At 69.5% G+C, this 20231-nt stretch carries 19 protein-coding genes and 5 tRNA genes; 14 read left to right on the plus strand and 10 right to left on the minus strand.

The genetic code is table 11. From position 1 onward, the window contains the following. From ACZ4S3_RS24990 to ACZ4S3_RS25025, 8 genes are all read right to left on the minus strand, one after another. On the minus strand, positions 1 to 291 hold a 291-nt coding region (locus ACZ4S3_RS24990), incomplete at its 3' end, for a GTP-binding protein (protein WP_352308898.1). Next, complete coding sequence (locus ACZ4S3_RS24995) at positions 272 to 892, minus strand: DUF742 domain-containing protein (RefSeq protein ID WP_467937772.1); 621 nt, start codon at positions 890 to 892, stop codon at positions 272 to 274. The genes ACZ4S3_RS24990 and ACZ4S3_RS24995, both read right to left, overlap by 20 nt. A gap of 84 nt (positions 893 to 976) precedes the next feature. Beyond that, a complete protein-coding gene (locus ACZ4S3_RS25000; RefSeq protein ID WP_136742879.1) occupies positions 977 to 1390 on the minus strand; it encodes a roadblock/LC7 domain-containing protein in 414 nt (137 codons plus the stop codon). Positions 1391 to 1400: 10 nt separating this feature from the next. Further along, positions 1401 to 4622 carry a sensor histidine kinase gene (locus ACZ4S3_RS25005; RefSeq protein WP_467937774.1) on the minus strand — a complete coding sequence of 1074 codons (3222 nt, stop codon included), beginning with the start codon at positions 4620 to 4622 and terminating at the stop codon, positions 1401 to 1403. Positions 4623 to 4944: 322 nt separating this feature from the next. Further along, positions 4945 to 5538, minus strand: a complete 594-nt coding sequence (locus ACZ4S3_RS25010; RefSeq protein WP_467937776.1) for a GTP-binding protein — start codon at positions 5536 to 5538, stop codon at positions 4945 to 4947. Continuing rightward, positions 5519 to 5929 (minus strand): DUF742 domain-containing protein, encoded by a 411-nt coding sequence (locus ACZ4S3_RS25015; RefSeq protein ID WP_030087818.1) that lies wholly within the window; start codon positions 5927 to 5929, stop codon positions 5519 to 5521. The genes ACZ4S3_RS25010 and ACZ4S3_RS25015 overlap by 20 nt, the downstream gene beginning before the upstream one ends. A 100-nt stretch (positions 5930 to 6029) precedes the next feature. Beyond that, the gene (locus ACZ4S3_RS25020) at positions 6030 to 6443 is read right to left on the minus strand and encodes a roadblock/LC7 domain-containing protein (protein ID WP_362706796.1); all 414 of its coding nucleotides are present in this window, start codon (positions 6441 to 6443) and stop codon (positions 6030 to 6032) included. A gap of 9 nt (positions 6444 to 6452) precedes the next feature. Continuing rightward, complete coding sequence (locus tag ACZ4S3_RS25025) at positions 6453 to 10130, minus strand: nitrate- and nitrite sensing domain-containing protein (protein WP_467937777.1); 3678 nt, start codon at positions 10128 to 10130, stop codon at positions 6453 to 6455. A 620-nt stretch (positions 10131 to 10750) separates the two neighbouring features. Between ACZ4S3_RS25025 and ACZ4S3_RS25030 the strand changes: the two genes are divergently transcribed. The 9 genes from ACZ4S3_RS25030 to ACZ4S3_RS25070 all read left to right on the plus strand — a co-directional run bounded on the left by ACZ4S3_RS25030 (position 10751) and on the right by ACZ4S3_RS25070 (position 14750). Beyond that, a complete protein-coding gene (locus ACZ4S3_RS25030; protein WP_467937779.1) occupies positions 10751 to 10936 on the plus strand; it encodes a hypothetical protein in 186 nt (61 codons plus the stop codon). A gap of 83 nt (positions 10937 to 11019) precedes the next feature. After that, on the plus strand, positions 11020 to 11781 hold the full coding sequence (locus ACZ4S3_RS25035) for a fumarylacetoacetate hydrolase family protein (protein ID WP_467937781.1): 762 nt from the start codon (positions 11020 to 11022) through the stop codon (positions 11779 to 11781). Continuing rightward, positions 11774 to 13255 (plus strand): glutamate--tRNA ligase, encoded by a 1482-nt coding sequence (gene gltX, locus ACZ4S3_RS25040; protein ID WP_467937783.1) that lies wholly within the window; start codon positions 11774 to 11776, stop codon positions 13253 to 13255. Before ACZ4S3_RS25035 ends, gltX begins: the two co-directional genes overlap by 8 nt. 173 nt (positions 13256 to 13428) lie before the next feature. Beyond that, entirely contained in the window at positions 13429 to 14154 is a 726-nt protein-coding gene (locus tag ACZ4S3_RS25045; RefSeq protein ID WP_467937785.1) for an HAD family hydrolase, read from the plus strand. Positions 14155 to 14244: 90 nt separating this feature from the next. After that, positions 14245 to 14316: transfer RNA gene (locus ACZ4S3_RS25050), tRNA-Gln, on the plus strand. 21 nt (positions 14317 to 14337) lie between these two features. Next, positions 14338 to 14410, plus strand: a tRNA-Glu gene (locus ACZ4S3_RS25055). Between the two features lie 64 nt (positions 14411 to 14474). After that, positions 14475 to 14547 (plus strand) — tRNA-Glu (locus ACZ4S3_RS25060). 16 nt (positions 14548 to 14563) lie between these two features. Next, positions 14564 to 14635: transfer RNA gene (locus ACZ4S3_RS25065), tRNA-Gln, on the plus strand. A gap of 42 nt (positions 14636 to 14677) precedes the next feature. Beyond that, positions 14678 to 14750 (plus strand) — tRNA-Glu (locus tag ACZ4S3_RS25070). 44 nt (positions 14751 to 14794) lie between these two features. On the opposite strand, the gene ACZ4S3_RS25075 is transcribed toward ACZ4S3_RS25070, so the two are convergent. Next, complete coding sequence (locus ACZ4S3_RS25075) at positions 14795 to 15442, minus strand: MerR family transcriptional regulator (RefSeq protein WP_467937787.1); 648 nt, start codon at positions 15440 to 15442, stop codon at positions 14795 to 14797. Between the two features lie 102 nt (positions 15443 to 15544). Between ACZ4S3_RS25075 and ACZ4S3_RS25080 the strand changes: the two genes are divergently transcribed. Further along, positions 15545 to 16027: a DUF4188 domain-containing protein gene (locus ACZ4S3_RS25080; protein WP_467937788.1), complete on the plus strand. Its 483-nt coding sequence runs from the start codon at positions 15545 to 15547 to the stop codon at positions 16025 to 16027. 64 nt (positions 16028 to 16091) lie between these two features. Here ACZ4S3_RS25080 and ndgR read toward each other — a convergent pair whose 3' ends face one another. Continuing rightward, the gene (gene ndgR / locus ACZ4S3_RS25085) at positions 16092 to 16808 is read right to left on the minus strand and encodes an IclR family transcriptional regulator NdgR (RefSeq protein WP_088800245.1); all 717 of its coding nucleotides are present in this window, start codon (positions 16806 to 16808) and stop codon (positions 16092 to 16094) included. A 175-nt stretch (positions 16809 to 16983) separates the two neighbouring features. Between ndgR and leuC the strand changes: the two genes are divergently transcribed. From leuC to ACZ4S3_RS25105, 4 genes are all read left to right on the plus strand, one after another. Then, positions 16984 to 18414 carry a 3-isopropylmalate dehydratase large subunit gene (gene leuC / locus ACZ4S3_RS25090; protein WP_467937790.1) on the plus strand — a complete coding sequence of 477 codons (1431 nt, stop codon included), beginning with the start codon at positions 16984 to 16986 and terminating at the stop codon, positions 18412 to 18414. 3 nt (positions 18415 to 18417) lie between these two features. Continuing rightward, on the plus strand, positions 18418 to 19011 hold the full coding sequence (gene leuD, locus ACZ4S3_RS25095) for a 3-isopropylmalate dehydratase small subunit (protein WP_467937792.1): 594 nt from the start codon (positions 18418 to 18420) through the stop codon (positions 19009 to 19011). Positions 19012 to 19146: 135 nt separating this feature from the next. Then, positions 19147 to 19392 (plus strand): SCO5555 family protein, encoded by a 246-nt coding sequence (locus tag ACZ4S3_RS25100; RefSeq protein WP_030071770.1) that lies wholly within the window; start codon positions 19147 to 19149, stop codon positions 19390 to 19392. 125 nt (positions 19393 to 19517) lie between these two features. Continuing rightward, positions 19518 to 20171 (plus strand): HU family DNA-binding protein, encoded by a 654-nt coding sequence (locus ACZ4S3_RS25105; RefSeq protein ID WP_467937794.1) that lies wholly within the window; start codon positions 19518 to 19520, stop codon positions 20169 to 20171. Positions 20172 to 20231: the final 60 nt, after the last annotated feature.

Below are 20231 nucleotides of genomic sequence, written 5' to 3' on the forward strand. Positions count from 1 at the left end.
CATGAACCAGAAGCGGTCCTGACCGGGCGTACCGAAGAGGTACAGGATCAGGTCCTGGTCCAGCGTGATCCGGCCGAAGTCCATCGCCACGGTCGTGGTCGTCTTGTCCGGCGCGTGCGTGAGGTCGTCGATCCCCGCCGAGGCGGAGGTCATCACGGCTTCGGTACGCAGCGGATTGATCTCTGAGACGGCCCCGACGAACGTGGTCTTGCCCACGCCGAAGCCGCCCGCCACCACGATCTTCGCGGAGGTGGTGGAGCGGGCTGCACCGCTAGAGCTTGCGAAGTCCACTGAGCACCCTTTCGAGCAGTGTCACATCTGGCTGTCCGCCGGCGGTCTCGTCCCCGCCGGGCTGATGGATGGCGACGAGTCCGGCCTCCGCCAGGTCGGCGACGAGGATCCGGGCGACGCCGAGGGGGATGGAGAGCAGGGCCGAGATCTCAGCCACTGATTTGATCTCACGGCAGAGGTGGCAGATGCGCTGGTGCTCCGGCAGCTGGCCCTGCAGTCGCGAGGGGTCGGCGGTCGTGCTGACCAGCGCCTCGATGGCGAGCTGGTAGCGCGGCCGGGTCCGGCCCCCGGTCATGGCGTACGGGCGCACGAGCGGATTGTGCGCACCCCCGGTGGGGGCGGGCTCCGGCGCGCGCCGCTGCGGCTGCACCGGCTGGATGCGGGGCGCCTGCGGCTGGTCGTACGGCGACGGCTCGTACGGCTGGGAGTCGTACGGCCGCTGCGGCGGCTGCTGCTGGTGCTGCGGCGGCCGCGGTGGTTCGGACCGCTGCGGCCTGCGGCTCGGCGCAGACGGAAAGTTGAAGCGGTTGTTATGGGTCTCGCCCTGGGGCCCGGACTGCTGCCCGGAACCGTACGGGTATCCGCTAGGGGGCGTTGCCACGTCTCCTCCTCCAACTTGCCAATCTGACGCCGGTCGCGCCACCGAACCATAAGGCGCGGTGGCGGGAAACGCACTGCCTGTCTGTTAGTTGAGAAGGCTGCCCTGCAGTTCGGCACGCAGATCGGGCGTGAGCACCGTGCCCGCGCGATCGACCAGCAGGGCCATCTCGTAACCGACGAGGCCGATGTCGCACTCGGGGTGTGCGAGAACGGCCAGCGACGATCCGTCCGAGACCGACATGATGAAGAGGAAGCCGCGCTCCATCTCCACCACCGTCTGGTTCACGCTCCCGCCCTCGAAGATGCGGGAGGCGCCGGCAGTCAGCGACGTCAGCCCGGAGGCCACCGCCGCCAACTGGTCGGCTCTGTCACGAGGGAACCCCTCGGACATGGCGAGGAGGAGTCCGTCCGCGGAGACCACGACCGTGTGGGACACCCCAGGGGTGTTGTCCACGAAGTTGGTGATCAACCAGTTCAGATTCTGCGCCGCCTGGCTCATCGGGCTCACACTAACGCTCCTGATCGTAGGTGCTGCCGGGGCCGAAGCCCTGTTGGTCATTCTGGGGTTCCGCGCCCGCATTGCGTCCCTGCTGGACACCACGGCGCAGATTGCTCAGCCTGCCGCGAATGTCCTCCGGGGCACGGGAGACCTGTGGGCCGCCCTGCGGGGTCTGCTCCGCCGCGCCTTCGACCAGGTTGGCCTTGGGCACCCGCCGGGGGAGGCCGGAGGCTGTGACCCCGCCCGCCTTCGGCTCGCGCAGCCGCTCCGCCCGCTCCCAGCGCTCGTCGTTGGAGCTGCGCCATTCGGAGCCGTCCTGGCCGTTGACCGGTGCGCTCCCCTGCTGCGGGGGCGTCACCGGCTCCTCGGGCTGCTCCTGCCACTGCTGCTGAGCCTGCGGTGACTGCTGGCCACGGCCTCCGCGGCGCGGAAGGCCGGCGTTGGTCAGCGTGTGGGAGTCGCTCGAGGAGGGGCCCGGACGCTCGAATGTTACGCGCTCGGACGCATCAGCGGGAGCGGCAGTTATATTCCGGTCAGATTCCGCTTCGGTCCCGAAGTAGCCGTCGAACGCGGGGCGTTCGGGCCTCTCGTCCGGCTTGGCCGTTTCCTCCGGGACGTACGGGTGCTGGCCGGTGGTCTGCGCGGGGCCCGGCGCACCGAACGCCAGGCTGCCGTGCGACCGGTCGTCGTAGAGCGGCTGATCGCCTTCCGCATATGCCTGGTCAGAGTACGCCTGGTCCGGGTAAGCCTGGTCCGGGAAGCCCGGGAAGGCGTCGCCCGAACCGGCCGGCGTCTCGTCGCGGAAGAGCGGACGGTCGCCGCCCTGGAAGCCGTTGCCGTCGAAGCCGCCGCCCTCGAACCCGCCGCCCTCGAACCCGGTGGGCTCGAAGCCGGGGGCCTGGTGGCCGCCCGCCTGGGCCTCCAGAGCCGCACGGCGCTCCTCACGGAGCAGCGAGCGGCCCACCGGGTCCAGCTCGGCGGAGTCGTCCGCCTGGCTGTAGCCGCCGTCGTCGAAGCCCAGATCGGCGGCGGTGCGCTGATGGTCCTCGTACGGTGCGTGCTGGTGCTGGTGCTCGGGGACGATCCGGGAGACCGTGAAGTCGTCCTCGTACCGGTCCTCGCCGCCACCACCGTGGGTGATCGCGTCGGGCAGCATGACCAGCGAGGTGGTGCCGGCCTGCTCGCCCGAGGGGCGCAGCTGGACCCGGATCCCGTGCCGGTCGGCCAGCCGGCCGACCACGAACAGGCCCATCCGCTGGGAGACCGCGGCGTCCACACTCGGCGGGTTGGCCAGCTTGTGGTTGATGTCCGCGAAGTCCTCGGGGGTCAGCCCGATGCCCTTGTCGTGGATCTCGATCATCACCCGGCCGTCGGGCAGCCGGGTCGCGGCCACCCGCACCTTGGTCTGCGGCGAGGAGAACGTCGTGGCGTTCTCCAGCAGCTCGGACAGCAGGTGCACGAGGTCGGTGACGGCGGTGCCGTGGATCTCGCTCTCGGGGACGCCGGTGAGCTCTATTCGCTCGTACGACTCGACCTCACTGGTCGCCGCGCGCAGCACGTCCACCAGCGGCACCGGCTGGTTCCAGCGGCGGCCGGGGTCCTCGCCGGCGAGGATCAGGAGGTTCTCGCCATTACGGCGCATACGCGTGGCGAGGTGGTCGAGCCGGAAGAGGTTCTCCAGCTGGTCCGGGTCCGCCTCGTTGTTCTCCAGGTCGGTGATCAGCGTCAGCTGCCGCTCGATCAGGCCCTGGTTTCGGCTCGAGAGGTTGGTGAAGATCGCGTTGACGTTGCCCCGCAGCAGCGCCTGCTCGGCGGCGAGCCGGACGGCCTCGCGGTGCACCTGGTCGAAGGCGCGGGCGACCTCGCCGATCTCGTCGGTCGTGGAGATCGGGATCGGCTGTACACGGGTGTCGACCCGGCCGGGATCGGTCCGCGAGAGCTGGTCGACCAGCATCGGCAGCCGCTGCTCGGCGACGCTGAAGGCGGCGGTCCGCAGCTGGCGCATGTTCCGGCTCATCCGGCGGGCCATCAGACCGGCCACGACGAACGCGATGATCAGGGCGGCCAGCACGATGGCGGAGTCGACGAAGGTGGACTGCTTGGCGTCGTCGGCGATCTGCGCGGCCTCGTTGACCGCCTTGTCCGCGAGGTCCTTCTCGATGGACCGGTACATGTCGAACTTGCCGGTCGCGGCCGTGAACCAGGTCTCGGAGGTGACGCCCTTGAGAGCCAGCGTCTCCGGTGCCGCGCCGGTGGTGATCATGGCGGACATCTGGTCGATGGACGGCGGCGTACGGAACGGCCGGTTGGCCGCCGCGGCCTGCTCCTTGGCCCGTGCCACCTGCTGCTTCGCCGCTGCCTTCAGCGCGGCGGCGTCCTTGTTCAGCCGGTTGACGTCCTCGGGCGTTCCGCCGGAGGTGTACTCGCCGATGGCGATGCCCTCCAGGTAGCGGTACGACGCGAACGCGGTCAGCTGGAGCTTGTGCTCCTTGCCGCCCTGCGGGGACGCCGGGTCGACCAGGAGGTGGGTGCCGATGGAGCGCTGGAGCCCGACGGCGGCCTTCGCCAGTGCGACGGCGTAGACGGTGCGGCCGTAGGAGGTGATGTTGCCGGTGCCCAGACCGAGTTCGTTGGCGAACTCCATCAGCGGGTGCTGGACCTGGACGTAGCCCTCTTCGGTCTGCACACCGTGCAGCCGGGAGGTGTAGGCGACCTTGCGCAGCTGGTCCAGCTTGGGCTCGACCTTCTCGAACGAGGCCAGGCGGCGCTGGAGTCCGGGCTTGTCCGGCATGGCCTTGGCGGCCTGGTGGAAGGCGTCCGCGGCGTCGTCGGTGGCGGTGCGCGCCTCTTCGACGGCCGGGTCGTCCTTCTTGCCCTCCAGGAGCGGGGCGGCGGTGCGGTCCCGCTCGTCGATCAGGGCGTTGCTATAGGAAAGCGCGGCGCGAACGAGCTTCGCGGTGTTCTCCGCGTCCTGCGCCTCCTGCCAGGTGGCGAACGAGCTGTCGACCCGCAGACCGCCGAAGACGAGCGCGACCAGTACGGGGATCAGCAGGATGGCGTTCAGACGGGTGGCCACCCGCCAGTTGCGCGGGGAGTACTTACCGCCGCTGACCGGAGGCTTCACGACCGTGTTCTCGGACGTGTCGGAAGCCGGTACGCCCGCACGCGGCGGCGGGGTGAAGTTGCCCCGCCGCACTTCCTGCGGCTCCGGGCTCGCCTTGCTTCGCCTCACTCGACCAACAACCTCTCGGCGCCGGCACGTACTTGCAGTGCCGTTTCTTCTGGGCGTTACTACTCCGTAGTTCAGCGAATTTCAGCACGTCAGGGCGGTGCCTTCCAAACACTGGGCAAAGCAGGAGAGGTCCCACAAGAGCAAGAGATAAAAGGGGCGTTAAGGGCGAGCCCCGCCAAAAGGCGGGGCACTTGTGAGCGCAGCGAAGCCGCACATGCGCGAGGGGTGTCGAACGCCGGCCGATTCACTGTCGAAACGTTATGAAGCACATTCGCCGGCGTGTCGAAGGACACAGATCCATTCACGCAAACCGGGAACCGCGCTACTGGAGCCTTGCCATCAGCGCATGCTCGACAAGCGTGATGAGCGCGCTCTTGGCCTCGCTGCGATGCCGCGCGTCCGTGGTGATGATCGGTGCGTCCGGGCCGATCTGCAGGGCCTCGCGCACCTCCTCGGGCGCGTAGGGCTGGTGCCCCTCGAAGCCGTTGAGGGCGACGACGAACGGCAGGCCGCTGTTCTCGAAGTAGTCGACGGCCGGGAAGCAGTCGGCGAGGCGGCGGGTGTCGACCAGCACCACGGCGCCGATCGCGCCGCGCACCAGGTCGTCCCACATGAACCAGAAGCGGTCCTGACCGGGCGTACCGAAGAGGTACAGGATCAGGTCCTGGTCCAGCGTGATCCGGCCGAAGTCCATCGCCACGGTCGTCGTGGTCTTGTCCTGGACGTGGCTGAGGTCGTCGATCCCCGCCGAGGCGGAGGTCATCACGGCCTCCGTACGCAGCGGATTGATCTCCGAGACCGCGCCGACGAACGTGGTCTTGCCCACGCCGAAGCCGCCCGCCACCACGATCTTGGCAGAGGTCGTGGCGCGGGCCGCACTCCCGTCGAAGCCGCTGTCAGAGCTTGCGAAGACCACTGAGCACCCTCTCGAGCAAGGTCACGTCCGGCGTGCCGCCGGCCTCACCACTGCCGCCGGGCTGGTGGATTGCCACCATCCCTGCCTCTGCCAGGTCCGCGACCAGGATCCGCGCCACACCCAGCGGGATGTGCAGCAGCGCCGAGACCTCGGCAACCGACTTCACCTCACGGCACAGGTGGCAGATCCGCTGGTGCTCGGGCAGCAGTCCGGGCAGTTGAGAGGGGTCGGCGGTCGTGCTGACCAGCGCCTCGATGGCGAGCTGGTAGCGCGGCCGGGTCCGGCCTCCGGTCATGGCGTACGGGCGCACCAGCGGCTGGTCACCTTCGCTCCCGTACGGCGCTTGGCTGTAGGCGCCGTACGGGCCGGAAGTGGCGGGTGGCGGGGTCATGGGTCCTCCGGGCGGGACAACTGACTGTCGTCGGGTTGGGCCGGTGGGGGGTGCGGCACATGGTGGGTGGATCGCTGGACAAGGAGGCGCTGCGGACGCCTCAGTTCAGCAGGCTGCCCTGCAGCTCGGCGCGCAGGTCGGGCGTCAGCACGGTGCCCGCGCGGTCGACCAGCAGGGCCATCTCGTAACCGACGAGGCCGATGTCGCACTCGGGGTGCGCCAGAACGGCCAGCGACGATCCGTCCGAGACGGACATGAGGAAGAGGAAGCCGCGCTCCATCTCCACCACGGTCTGGTTGACCGTCCCGCCCTCGAAGATGCGGGACGCGCCCGAGGTCAGCGAGGTCAGGCCGGAGGCCACGGCCGCCAGCTGGTCGGCACGGTCGCGCGGGAAGCCCTCGGACATCGCGAGGAGCAGCCCGTCCGCGGAGACCACCACCGTGTGGGACACCCCAGGGGTGTTGTCCACGAAGTTGGTGATCAACCAGTTCAGATTCTGCGCCGCCTGGCTCATCGGACTCAACTAACGCTCCTGCTGGTGAGTGGGGTCAACAATGCCGTGGTTGCCGGTGGAGGACGTCCCTCCGGCCTGCCGGCCCTGCTGGATACCCCGGCGGAGATTGGTCAGCCGCCCGCGCACGTCACTGGGCGCACGCGAGACCTGCGGACCGGTCTGGTTGGACTGCTGCTGCTGTGCGGTGCCCGCGACGAGGTTCGCACGCGGGACCCGGCGGGGCAGTCCGGAGGTGGTGAGACCGCCCGCCGCGGGCTGACGGATCTGCTCCGCCTGCCGCCAGGTCTCGTCGTTGGGCGAACTGCGCCACTGGGATGCGGCGTCGGCGGGCGCCCCCTGCGCTCCGCCCCGCGCATTGCCCACCGGGGCAGTGGTGTCCTGCTGCGTGGCCCCGCGGCGCGGCATCAGCGGCGCATCGGATGCCTCGGGCGCATTGCCCGACTGCGGCGGGACTCCGGCAGCGGCCGCCGCCGGGTGGTTGAACCAGTTCGACTCGATGGTGTCGAAGATCGGCGTACGGCCGTCACCGGGGCCCGCGTCCGCGTCGCCCAGCTCGTCGCGGCTGAGCGGCTGCTGCACCGGAAGCTGACCGGTCTCGAACTGGCCGGTGTCCTGCCGTCCCTGGTCCTGCCGTCCGGCGTCCTGCCGTCCTTGGTCCGGCCGCCCCGCGTCGCCGCCGGGCCGGCCTTCGGGCCGGCGGAACCGGTCCGTCTCGTACTGACCCGTCTCGTACGGGCCGGACTCGTACCGTCCCGCCTCGAACTGGCCCGTCTCGAACTGACCGGTCTCGAACTGACCGGTCTCGAACGGGTCCGCCTCGCGCTCGCCGGGACCGCCGGACGCACCGGCGTCTGCCCGCTCACGCTCTGCGGAGGGCAACGCGAAGTTTCCGGTGTCACGCGCGCCCGGCCGCGTGAACTGCGTGGTGTCGGCCGGGCCGCGCCCGCTCTGCGAGCCGTCCGCACCGGGCGGCGGGCCGTTGAAGTCGGGACGCGCGAACGCCGTGGTGTCAGCGGGGCCGCCGCCAGGGGCGGGCCGCTCGAAGCTGCCGGTGGTCTCCGGCTCCTCGTGGCCACGCGGCCGGTCCTGCGCCTCACGGGGCGCCAGCGGCCAGTCGTCGACGGCGCCGCGCTCGCGGCGCGCGCCCCAGCTGGTCGTGCCGGGCTGCTGGCCGTCCTGGCCACCGGACGCGCCGGAACCGCCCGGCAGTTCGGCCGCGGGGCCGCGGGGCGGCAGCTGCGGCCGCTCCTCGCGCCGGGGCGCGCCGGTGGGCGGTGCGACGGTGGGGGAGGGGCCGGCGGGGGGCTGGCCGATGTCCGCGCTGCGGGTGGGCAGCGAGGGACGCGGGGCACCGGACTGGCCGGCACCCGGCGCGCCGGGAGCGTTCGTACGGCGGGCCGCTCCCGCTCCGCCGAAGGCGTTCGCCGCACCGCCGCCGGCGGGACCGCCGCGTCCGGGCAGCGCGGGGCGCCCGGACGAGGGACCCGCGCCGACCTGACCGCGCGGCTGGAGTCCGGCGAGCCGGCTGGAGGCCGAGCCGCCGACGTCACCGGCGCCGCTCTTGGCGGTGCTCGGCGCCGGCTTCTTGCCGCCCTGCGCCACATCGACCGGCAGCATGACCAGCGCGGTGGTGCCACCGGAGTCGGAGGGCCGCAGCTGGATACGGATGCCGTGCCGCAGCGACAGACGGCCGACCACGAACAGACCCATCCGCCGGGACACCGAGACGTCCACGGTGGGCGGGCTGGCGAGCCGCTCGTTGATCGCGGAGAGGTCCTCGGGGGACAGGCCGATACCGGTGTCGTGGATCTCGACCAGCACACGGCCGTCGGGCAGCGCGTGACCGGTCACCTTGACCTTGGTCTGCGGCGAGGAGAACGACGTGGCGTTCTCCAGCAGCTCGGCGAGCAGGTGCACGAGGTCGTTGACGACCCGGCCCGCGACCTCGGTCTGCGGAACGGCGTTGAGCTCGATCCGCTCATACTGCTCCACCTCGGAGGCGGCGGCACGCAGGACGTCGACCAGCGGCACCGGCCGCGTCCACCGGCGCCCCGGCTCCTCACCGGCGAGGACCAGGAGGTTCTCACCGTTACGGCGCATACGGGTCGCGAGGTGGTCGAGCTTGAAGAGCGAGGACAGCTGGTCCGGGTCGGCCTCGCGGGACTCCAGTTCGGAGATCAGCGAGAGCTGACGCTGGATGAGGCCCTGGGAACGCCGCGAGAGGTTGGTGAACATCGCGTTGACGTTGCCCCGCAGCAGCGCCTGCTCGGAGGCGAGGCGGACGGCCTCACGGTGCACGTCGTCGAAGGCCGCGGCCACCCGGCCGATCTCGTCCCGGCTGTGCACACCGACCGACTCGACGGAGGTGTCCACGTCCTGCGGGTCGGCCTCGGACAGCTGCTTGACCAGCTCGGGCAGCCGGTCCTGGGCGACCCTCTGCGCGGTGTCCTGGAGGCGGTGCAGCGAACGGACCATGGACCGGGCCACGACGAACGCGCCGATCAGCGAGACGCCGAGGACGAGCAGGATCAGCGCACCGTTGAGGATCGCGTCCTGGGTCGCCTCGTTGCGCAGCTCGCGCGACTTCTGCTCCATCTCGGACAGCAGCGACGTCTCGATCCGCGACATCTCGGCGATCTTGACCGAGTCGGAGTCGTACCAGTCGAGGTACTTGTACTCCTGGCTGCGGATACCGGTGTCGTTCGCGAAGGCGCGGTGCGCGAAGGCGTACGCCGCCTTGATCTCGTCGTTGTTGCCGTCCAGACCGCGCGTCAGCGCGGTGGCGCTGCCCTGGCCGCTGCTGGTGTAGATCTGCGAGAACCGGTCGCGGGCCGCCTTCTCGTTCTCCTCGGCCGTCCGGCCGGCCAGCCGGTCGTTGGCGGAGAGCTGGGCGCCGCCCTTGTGCGCGAGGCCGGCACTGATCAGCGCGCGCTGCATCGACGCGTACTCCTTGGCCGACGAGAACGCCGCCAGCGCACGGGTACTGCGGATCATCTCCGGGTTGCTGGTCGCCTGCGCCATGTCCTGGGAGAGCGACAGCAGCGATTCGATCAGCTGGTTGTACGCGGTGACCGTGCGCGCGGCGTTCTTGTCGTCCTTGTACGCGCTGGCACGGATCTCGTTGAGGTCGGTGAGCTGGCGCCCGATCTCCAGGATCGTCGCCCGGACACCGGCCATGGTGGAGTCCTGGGTCTGGATGTCCCCGGTGGCCTGGTTGAACGAGAGCTTGGCGCGGTCGGTCGCCTCCCGCGGCGCCACGACGTTCGCGTCGTCCTTGCTGTTGCCGCTGCCGGCCAGCGGGCCCGCCGACTTGTCCCGCTCCACCTGGAGCGCGTCGGCGAGCTCGGTCGCCTGCCGCGTCATCTCGGTCAGCAGCTGCATCTTGTCGAGCGCGTCGATGTTGTTCAGCTGCGTGTCGATACGCATCGCGCCCAGGGTGGTCGCGGCGACAACCGGGAGCGCGAGCAGGGAGACCAGACGGGTGCTGATGCGCCAGTTGCGCAGCGATATTCGCGTGCCGGGGCCGGTTACGCCCTTCGACGCGCTGGCCTTGGGGCTCTCCGCTGCGTCACCGCGGGGCGCCGAACCGTTGCTCTGGGCAGGCTGGGGCGAGGAGGCGCGGTCTGTCCCGCCGCGCAGCTCCGGGTCCGCCGCAGCGCTGCCATCCCTCTTGAAACGTCCCTGCACTAGCGTCGCAACCTCTGGACCAGGCGTCCCTCCGCGTGAACGGCGGGACGGTGTCGAGTCGTAGGGGACCGCAAGTCCCCCATGGCGGTCGTGAGTGACCGGCGGGCTGCCCTCTCTGGCCGAGAGAGCGGCACCACCGCGCGGCGCTACTTTGCGCCCTGCGCGCCGGCTGAAACGTGCGGCGGTCCGTGGAATTCCAGCACAGTGCAGGATCTCCAACAAGAGCGGAGCCGGTGGCTGTGACATGGGTGACGCAATGTACGGATCACGTGACGGCATGTAGAGGATTCCACCCCCGATAACGGACTTTTGCCCGCGAGTCGTCCGTCCTGGCGCGCTGTCCCAGGTGCGGTGATCGGGAGCGGAACATCCGCTTCAATCCGTCGATGTCCGATTCGCCCAGAGATGTTGATCATGGGAATTGCGGCATTTGTCGCACACTTCGTGAGCAAACTCACAGGAAGATCGCCGACTTCTCCAGCGCATCGCAGGGAATGGCGCGCTTAGCCTGACGCTTTACACGGTTGCCCAGAACGACAAGGCAACCGAGCGCAACACCCATTTCTCCACACGATCACCACCACAACGATCACAACGCGAGGCGTGAAGCAGTGAAGGCAGTGAAGTCAACGATGATGTTCCGCAACATAGCCAACCCGCGGCGCACCACCCTGGCGCACCTCAAGGACGCCGATGAGCTCGCCACCGCGCCGGCCCCGGAGCACACCGCCGAACTGCCCGCCCAGACGGCCAACCCCCGCCGCACCGTCCTGATGGACGCGCCCGTGCAGGACGTACCGGCGTAATACGGAGCGTGGGACGGCCGCGGCCCCGCGATAGCCTGGAGTGTCAACTCCGGCCAGTGATCAAAGAGGGGCAGCGGCAACCCGTGCGCATCGCCAGATTCTCCATCGACGGCAACGTCGGCTTCGGCGTGGTCGAGGGCGACGAACTCGACGTCATCAAGGGACATCCCTTCGCCGAATTCGAGCGCTCCGGGCAGAAGGTCCCCCTGGACAAGGTCCGGCTCCTGCCGCCCACTCTGCCCAACAAGATCGTCGGAATCGGCCGCAACTACGCCGACCACGCCGCCGAGCTGGGCAACGACGTCCCCGACGTCCCGGTCACCTTCTTCAAGCCCTCCACCTCCGTGGTCGGCCCCGGCGACCCCATCGCGTACCCCTCCTTCTCCCAGGAGGTGCACCACGAGGCGGAGCTCGCCGTCGTCATCGGCCGGATGTGCCGTGAGGTGCCCCGCGAGCGCGTCAAGGACGTCATCCTCGGCTACACCTGCGCCAACGACATCACCGCGCGTGATGTGCAAAAGCGCGAGAAGCAGTGGGCCCGCGCCAAGGGCTTCGACTCCTCCTGCCCCCTGGGCCCCTGGATCGAGACCGAACTGGACCCGGGCGACCTGACCATCCAGTGCACGGTCAACGGCGAACAGCGCCAGCTCGGCCGCACCAGCGAGATGGTCCGTCCGATCGAGGACCTGATCGTCCACATCACCGAGGCCATGACGCTGCTCCCCGGCGACGTCATCCTCACGGGCACCCCGGCCGGGGTCGGCCCGCTCAACGTCGGCGACGAGGTCGCCGTCACCATCGAAGGCATCGGCACTCTCACCAACAAGGTGATCAAGCGTGGCTAACGCGACCCCCGTCCGCGTCCGTTTCTGTCCCTCCCCGACCGGTAACCCCCATGTCGGCCTGATCCGTACCGCCCTGTTCAACTGGGCCTACGCACGGCACAACAAGGGCACCCTGGTCTTCCGGATCGAGGACACCGACGCGGCCCGCGACTCCGAAGAGTCCTACAACCAGCTGCTGGACTCCTTCCACTGGCTGGGCTTCGACTGGGACGAGGGCCCCGAGGTCGGCGGCCCGCACGCGCCGTACCGCCAGTCCCAGCGCATGGACATCTACCGGGACGTCGCGGACAAGCTCCTGGCCGGCGGGTACGCCTACCACTGCTACTGCACCACCGAGGAGCTGGACGAGCGCCGCGACGCCGCCCGCAAGGCCGGCAAGCCCTCCGGCTACGACGGCAAGTGCCGCACGCTGACCCCGGAGCAGGCCGAGGCCTACAACCTCGAGGGCCGCACCTCCATCGTCCGCTTCCGCATGCCCGACGAGCCGATCACCTTCACCGACCTGGTGCGCGGCGAGCTGACCTTCACCCCGGACAACGTCCCGGACTACGGCATCGTCCGCGCCAACGGCGCCCCGCTGTACACCCTGGTCAACCCCGTCGACGACGCCCTGATGGCGATCACCCACGTCCTGCGCGGCGAGGACCTGCTCTCCTCCACCCCCCGCCAGATCGCCCTCTACAAGGCCCTGATCGACCTCGGCATCGCCTCCGCGATCCCGGAGTTCGGTCACCTTCCCTACGTCATGGGCGAGGGCAACAAGAAGCTCTCCAAGCGCGACCCGCAGGCCAACCTCAACCTCTACCGCGAGCGCGGCTTCCTCCCCGAGGGCCTGCTCAACTACCTCGCCCTCCTCGGCTGGTCCTTCTCCGCCGACCAGGACATCTTCTCGATCTCCGAACTCGTCGAGAAGTTCGACATCGCGGACGTCAACGCCAACCCGGCCCGCTTCGACCTGAAGAAGGCCGAGGCGATCAACGCCGACCACATCCGCCGGCTGGACCTGAAGGACTTCATCGAGGCCTGTGAGCCCTGGCTGAAGGCCCCGTACGCCAACTGGGCCCCCGAGGACTTCGACCAGGCCGCCTGGGAAGCGGTCGCCCCGCACGCCCAGACCCGGCTGACGGTCCTGTCCGACATCACCGCCAACGTCGACTTCCTCTTCCGCACGGAGCCCGTCGAGGACGAGGCGTCCTGGGCGAAGGCCATGAAGGGCGACCCGGTCGCGCTGCTCACCACGGCCCGCGCCAAGCTCGAGGCCGCCGACTGGTCGTCCGGCCCGGAGCCCCTCAAGGAGGCCGTCCTGGCCGCCGGCGAGGAGCACGGCCTCAAGCTCGGCAAGGCCCAGGCCCCGGTCCGCGTAGCCGTCACCGGCCGCACGGTCGGCCTGCCCCTCTTCGAGTCCCTGGAGATCCTGGGCAAGGACCGCACGCTCGCCCGCATCGACGCGGCGCTGGAGAAGCTGGCGGGCTGATCCCGTACGAGTGCCCCGGGCCCGGAAGCCGCTGCGGCTGCCGGGCCCTTGGCGTATCCAGGACCGGACGGAAGGGCTGCCCCGGCCGGCGGCCGGCCCTCCCGGACCCGGTCGCCATCGGGCGAGCCACCGAATCGCTGAACGACGGGGCGCCGCGCCGTTAGATTGGCGCCATGCCCATCCGCGCCGTCCTCTGGGACCTCGACGACACCCTCTTCGACTACACCGGCTCGGACCGCGCCGGTGCGCTGCGGCATCTGGAGGCCGAGGGCCTGGTGGCCGCGTACGGCGGCGAGGAGGCGGCGCTGGCACGCTGGCGCAGCGCGATGGAGACCGAGTTCGCCCGCTTTCTCGCCGGTGAGGTGGGGTTTCTCGATCATCGCCGGGCCCGCGCCCGGACGTTTCTGGGGATCGCGCTGACCGACGACGAAGCGGATGCCTGGTTCGGCCGGTACATCGCGCACTACGAAGCGTCCTGGGTGCTCTTCCCTGACTCCGTGCCCGCCCTGGAGGCGCTGGCGCCGCTGGTGCGGCAGGCGGTGCTGTCCAACTCCGGGACCGCCAACCAGGAGCGCAAGCTGGCCGTCCTGGGGATCCGGACGCACTTCGAGGCGGTGCTGTGCGCCGATGAGCTGGGGCACGCCAAGCCCGCTCCGGAGGCGTTCACGGCCGCCTGCGCGGCGCTCCGCCTCCCGCCGGACGAGGTGGTCTACGTCGGTGACCGGCTCGACATCGACGCGCTCGGCGCCCGCGATGCCGGTCTGAGGCCCGTATGGCTGGACCGTACGGGCACCGGGGAGGAGCCGCCGCCGGGCGTGCGGCGCATCGCGAGCCTGGCCGAGCTCCCCGAGCTGTTGCGCGGAGTTATCGGTTTTGGTGCGCCGTCCACGATCAGGTAATGTTCTTCCTGCGCCGCCCGAGAGGGCCGAAAGGTCCGGCCGGGAAGCGTAAGTCAAACAAAACCCCCAGCACAGGGGGTTGTGCTTTGATGGCCTATGGTGTAATTGGCAGCACGACTGATTCTGGTTCAGTTAGTCTAGGTTCGAGTCCTGGTAGGCCAGCTCGCAGAGCTTATCTGCAACGCCCCCGTTGTGTAGCGGCCTAGCACGCCGCCCTCTCAAGGCGGTAGCGCCGGTTCGAATCCGGTCGGGGGTACAGATCCTTTCACTCCGTCTCCTTCGGGTCGCTCCCGGATGCGGCGACGTTGAGGATCGCTAGGGCCCCCGTTGTGTAGCGGCCTAGCACGCCGCCCTCTCAAGGCGGTAGCGCCGGTTCGAATCCGGTCGGGGGTACTGGTCTAAACCACCATGGGCTATGGTGTAATTGGCAGCACGAGTGATTCTGGTTCATTTAGTCTAGGTTCGAGTCCTGGTAGCCCAGCGCAGCATGTCCTGGTGACAGGACTCAACTGCAGTAAAACTTGCCCCCGTTGTGTAGCGGCCTAGCACGCCGCCCTCTCAAGGCGGTAGCGCCGGTTCGAATCCGGTCGGGGGTACAGAGATGAAGGCCCCCCCGCATCAGCGGGGGGCCTTCTCGCGTTCAACTGCCGGTGCCGAAGCGCCTGTTGGACTCCTCCGCCTCGGCCAGCCGGCGCAGGCTCAGCAGTACCGGCTCGTACAGCACCGTGAAGGCCACGGCCGCCTCCACCTGCTCCTCCGGCGTCTCGAACTCCTCGACCAGGTCCAGGTCCACGACGGCGAGTTGTTCCGCCTGGCGCGCGTACGGCAGCAGATGCGCGGTGTCGCAGGCGTAGCCGAGGCGGCGCAGTGCCGTGATGGCGGTGACGAGCATGTCGAAGGCGGGCGAGTCGGCCGCGGCGGCGAGGTTGGAGCGCCAGTCGAGGAGTTCCAGCAGCTCGGTGGCGGTGCTGCGGGCGACGGCCGTTGCCGGGTCCGCTTCGTCGGGCTCCGGGCCGTAGGGGAGTGCCCCGACGGCCGCGCCCAGCCGGTGGTGGTGGTCGAGCGAGGCGTCCTCGATGGCGGCCAGGACCTCGCGGGCGGTGGTCACCGGGATCCGGCCGACCTGGATCAGGGCCCGGACGAGCCGTAGCCGGCGCAGATGCTCCTCGCCGTACTCGGACTGGGTGGCGGTGATCCGGCGGCCCGGCGGCAGCAGCCGTTCGCGCAGGTAGTACTTGATCGTCGGGGTGGGTACCCCGCTGCGCTCGCTCAGCGCTGCCAGCCGCATCTCTCTTCCGCCTTTCCCTTGCGCTCCCACTTGGAGAGTGCCACTATCCAATCATGGATAGCGACGCTATCCAACATGTTCGGTGTGGCGAAGGGGGCTGTCATGAGCGGCAAGCCGATTCAGGGACGGATGACGGCGGGCGGCGAGGGGGACGTGGTCGTCTTCCTCATCGGGATGCGGGTCAACAGCTGGTGGGCGGTGCGGAGTTGGCTGCCGGTGTTCCGGGCGATGCCGCGCATGATCAAGGAGCTGGCCCGTGACCGGGACAGCGGATTGCTGGGCTACCGCCCGCTCGCCGCGCCCCCGAGGAATTTCGGCCTCATCCAGTACTGGGAGTCGAAGGAGAAGCTGCTGGCGTACGCCGCGGACCAGGACGGCGAGCACCGGCCGGCCTGGGCGGCGTTCAACCGGCGGGCGCGGGAGGGGCGCGACAAGGTCGGCTTCTGGCACGAGACCTTCGTCGTCCCGGCGGGCGCGTACGAGAGCATCTACGTCAATATGCCGTCGTTCGGGCTGGGGGAGGCCCAGGGCGTGGTGCCGGTCGGGCGCCGTGGGGAGCGGGCGGCGCGGCGGCTGTCGGTCTGAGCGCCGAAGAGCGTCGAAAGATGCGGCCCCGTACGGATCATCCGTACGGGGCCGGGTGCCGTCGTCAGCCGTTCCGCCGCAGGCCCTCGGAGAGGCGGGCGGCCGCGTCGATGACTGCCTGGGCGTGCATACGGCCGGGGTGGCGGGTCAGGCGCTCGATGGGGCCGGAGACGGATACGGAGGCCACCACGCGGTTGGAGGGACCGCGTACGGGCGCGGACACGGATGCGACGCCAGGCTCCCGCTCGCCGATCGACTGGGCCCAGCCGCGGCGCCGTACGCCGGAGAGCGCGGTGGCCGTGAAGCGGGCCCCCTGCAGGCCGCGGTGCAGCCGCTCCGGCTCCTCCCAGGCCATCAGGATCTGGGCGGCCGAGCCCGCCTTCATGGGGAGCGTGGAGCCGACCGGGACCGTGTCCCGCAGTCCGGACAGCCGCTCGGCCGCCGCCACGCAGATGCGCATATCGCCCTGCCGGCGATAGAGCTGGGCGCTCTCGCCCGTCACATCGCGCAGGTGGGTGAGCACCGGTCCGGCCGTGGCCAGCAGGCGGTCCTCGCCGGCCGCCGCGGCCAGCTCGGAGAGCCTGGGGCCCAGGATGAACCGGCCCTGCATGTCCCTCGCCACCATCCGGTGGTGTTCCAGAGCCACGGCCAGCCGGTGGGCCGTGGGTCGTGCAAGCCCTGTCGCCGCGACCAGCCCGGCGAGGGTGGCCGGACCGGACTCCAGAGCGCTCAGTACGAGAGCCGCCTTGTCGAGAACGCCGACGCCGCTAGAGTTGTCCATGCAACGATACTCGCGTCTCACAGTATGAAACGCAAGTTCAATTTTCCAGGGAAGTCGTCAGTCTGTAGATGTGGCCCTGGACCAGGGCCCGGCGGCAGGCCCGTCAAGGGGATTTCTGCGGGCACCCGCGCACAGACGAACAAGGCCGGCACAGCGGCCGGCCGGAGGGAAAGCGATGGGACGGACACTCGCGGAGAAGGTCTGGGACGACCATGTCGTCCGGCGCGCGGAAGGCGAGCCCGACCTCCTCTTCATCGATCTGCACCTGCTGCACGAGGTCACCAGCCCGCAGGCGTTCGACGGCCTCCGCAAGGCCGGCCGCCAGGTGCGCCGTACGGACCTGACCATCGCCACCGAGGATCACAACACCCCCACCCTCGACATCGACAAACCGATCGCCGACCCGGTCTCGCGCACCCAGCTGGAGACGCTGCGCAAGAACTGCGCCGAGTTCGGTGTCCGGCTGCATCCGCTGGGCGATGTCGAGCAGGGCGTTGTCCACGTCGTGGGACCGCAGTTGGGACTGACCCAGCCCGGCACCACCGTGGTCTGCGGTGACAGTCACACCTCCACCCACGGAGCCTTCGGCGCCCTGGCGTTCGGCATCGGCACCAGCCAGGTCGAGCACGTCCTGGCCACCCAGACGCTGCCGCTGGCCCCGTTCAAGACCATGGCGATCACCGTCGACGGCGAGCTGCCCGACGGCGTCACCGCCAAGGACCTCATCCTGGCGATCATCGCCAAGATCGGCACCGGCGGCGGCCAGGGCTACGTCCTGGAATACCGCGGCTCGGCCATCGAGAAGCTGTCGATGGAAGCCCGGATGACCATCTGCAACATGTCGATCGAGGCCGGCGCGCGGGCGGGCATGATCGCCCCCGACCGGACCACCTTCGACTATCTGCAGGGCCGCGACCACGCCCCCACGGGCGAGGACTGGGACGCCGCGGTCGCGTACTGGAAGACGCTGCGCACCGACGACGACGCGGTTTTCGACGCCGAGGTGCACATCGACGCCGCCTCGCTGGCGCCGTTCGTCACCTGGGGCACCAACCCCGGCCAGGGTGCGCCGCTTTCGGCCAGCGTCCCCGACCCGGCTTCGTACGAGGATGCCTCGGAGCGCTTCGCCGCCGAAAAGGCCCTGGAGTACATGGGGTTGACGGCAGGCCAGCCGCTGCGCGAGATCACCGTGGACACCGTCTTCGTAGGTTCGTGCACCAATGGCCGTATCGAGGACCTGCGCTCGGCGGCGTCCATCCTGGAGGGCCGCAAGGTCGCCGAGGGTGTACGGATGCTGATCGTGCCCGGCTCGGTCCGGGTCTCCCTGGAGGCCGTTGCCGAGGGTCTGGACAAGGTCTTCACCGCCGCGGGAGCCGAATGGCGGCACGCGGGCTGCTCGATGTGTCTGGGCATGAACCCCGACCAGCTGGCCCCCGGTGAGCGCTCCGCGTCCACCTCCAACCGCAACTTCGAGGGCCGGCAGGGCAAGGGAGGCCGCACCCACCTGGTCTCGCCGCAGGTGGCCGCCGCAACGGCGGTTCTCGGCCATCTGGCCTCACCGGCCGACCTGTCCGACGTCGCCGTCGCCACGCCCGCGGGAGTCTGAACCATGGAAGCTTTCACCACCCACACCGGCCGGGCCGTCCCGCTGCGCCGCAGCAACGTCGACACCGACCAGATCATCCCCGCCCACTGGCTGAAGAAGGTCACCCGCGACGGCTTCGAGGACGGGCTGTTCGAGGCCTGGCGCAAGGACCCTCAGTTCGTGCTCAACCAGGAGCGGTACGAGGGCGCCACCGTCCTGGTCGCGGGCCCCGACTTCGGCACCGGCTCCTCCCGTGAGCACGCCGTCTGGGCGCTGCAGAACTACGGCTTCAAGGCCGTCATCTCCTCGCGGTTCGCGGACATCTTCCGCGGTAACTCCCTCAAGAACGGACTGCTGACGGTGGTCCTGCCGCAGGAGACCGTCGACCGGCTGCAGAAGCTGGTGGAGGCCGACCCCGCTGTGGAGGTGACCGTCGACCTGGTCGACCGCCAGGTCCGTGCGCAGGGAATCACCGCCGACTTCGAGCTGGACGAGAATGCCCGTTGGCGGCTGCTGGAAGGTCTGGATGACATCAGCCTCACCCTTCGGGAGGAGTCGTCCATCGTGACGTACGAGGCGAATCGCCCGTCGTTCAAGCCGCGTACCATCGAGGTCTGACCTCGGGTTTTTGGCTCAAAGCGTTATTGCGTACGATGCGCCCCCTGTGAAGTTGGCAGGGGGCGCATCGGCTTGTGAAGGCGGCTGTTGAGGCCCCGTGAAGCGACAACTCGCCGCAGATGGCACAATTAGCGCATGGAACGCGACGGCCAACTCGAGCTCTACGGTTTCGTCGCCGACCGACTCAAGGACGCACACGCAAGAGTGCGGACACTGCAAGTCCCGGAGGGCGTACGGATGGCGCTGACCCGGAAGCTGCTCGTCATCACGGCCGCGGCTAAACACGATCTTGCGGACGCGGCAAGGCGTCTGGAGTGGTTCATGCAAGACCTCGATGAAGGTCGTTATCCCGAAGATGTGCACCGCGACGGAAGTCCGTGAAGGTCGATTTTGTTGCGGCACAAGGGTGATTAGCCCGTTTCGTGTTTGATTTGCGGTATGTATCTGCCTAACGTGCGAAAAAGCTTGGAAACTTTCGTTCCAGCAATGTCTCCGAAGGGGAAGACGTGAACAAGGCGCAGCTCGTAGAAGCCATTGCCGACAAGCTCGGCGGCCGCCAGAACGCCGCGGACGCGGTGGACGCCGTACTGGACGCAATCGTCCGTGCAGTTGTCACCGGCGACCGCGTTTCGGTCACCGGATTCGGTTCGTTCGAGAAGGTCGACCGCCCGGCCCGCTACGCCCGCAACCCGCAGACGGGTGAGCGCGTGCGCGTCAAGAAGACCTCGGTGCCGCGTTTCCGCGCCGGTCAGGGCTTCAAGGACCTGGTAAGCGGCTCGAAGAAGCTCCCCAAGGGCGGCGAGGTCGCCGTCAAGAAGGCCCCCAAGGGCAGCCTTACGGGCGGTACGGCCATCAAGAAGGCCGCCGCGAAGAAGGCCACCGCCAAGAAGGCCGCGGCGAAGAAGACCACCGCGGCGAAGAAGGCAGTGGCGAAGAAGACCACCGCCGCCAAGAAGGCCACCGCCAAGAAGACAACGGCGAAGAAGGCCACCGCCACGAAGACCGCCGCGAAGAAGACGACGGCGAAGAAGACCACGGCCAAGAAGGCCACCGCGAAGAAGACCGCCCCCGCCAAGAAGGCCACGGCGAAGAAGGCGCCCGCCAAGAAGGCCACGGCGCGCAAGACCACCGCCAAGAAGGCCACCGCCCGCAAGCGGTGAAGCAGCGGCGACGCGATGCGTCGGGCCGGTCTCCCTTCGGGGAGCCCGGCCCGCGGTGCG

Source organism: Streptomyces sp. NPDC028368 (genome assembly GCF_055565615.1).

Bases quoted from the DNA above. Each gene is read 5' to 3' on its own strand.
- ACZ4S3_RS25000 (WP_136742879.1), bottom strand. From the start codon at position 1,390: ATGAGCCAGGCGGCGCAGAATCTGAACTGGTTGATCACCAACTTCGTG.
- ACZ4S3_RS25015 (WP_030087818.1), bottom strand. From the start codon at position 5,929: ATGACCCCGCCACCCGCCACTTCCGGCCCGTACGGCGCCTACAGCCAA.
- ACZ4S3_RS25020 (WP_362706796.1), bottom strand. From the start codon at position 6,443: ATGAGCCAGGCGGCGCAGAATCTGAACTGGTTGATCACCAACTTCGTG.
- ACZ4S3_RS25045 (WP_467937785.1), top strand. From the start codon at position 13,429: ATGCCCATCCGCGCCGTCCTCTGGGACCTCGACGACACCCTCTTCGAC.
- ACZ4S3_RS25075 (WP_467937787.1), bottom strand. From the start codon at position 15,442: ATGCGGCTGGCAGCGCTGAGCGAGCGCAGCGGGGTACCCACCCCGACG.
- ACZ4S3_RS25080 (WP_467937788.1), top strand. From the start codon at position 15,545: ATGAGCGGCAAGCCGATTCAGGGACGGATGACGGCGGGCGGCGAGGGG.
- ndgR (WP_088800245.1), bottom strand. From the start codon at position 16,808: ATGGACAACTCTAGCGGCGTCGGCGTTCTCGACAAGGCGGCTCTCGTA.
- leuC (WP_467937790.1), top strand. From the start codon at position 16,984: ATGGGACGGACACTCGCGGAGAAGGTCTGGGACGACCATGTCGTCCGG.
- leuD (WP_467937792.1), top strand. From the start codon at position 18,418: ATGGAAGCTTTCACCACCCACACCGGCCGGGCCGTCCCGCTGCGCCGC.
- ACZ4S3_RS25100 (WP_030071770.1), top strand. From the start codon at position 19,147: ATGGAACGCGACGGCCAACTCGAGCTCTACGGTTTCGTCGCCGACCGA.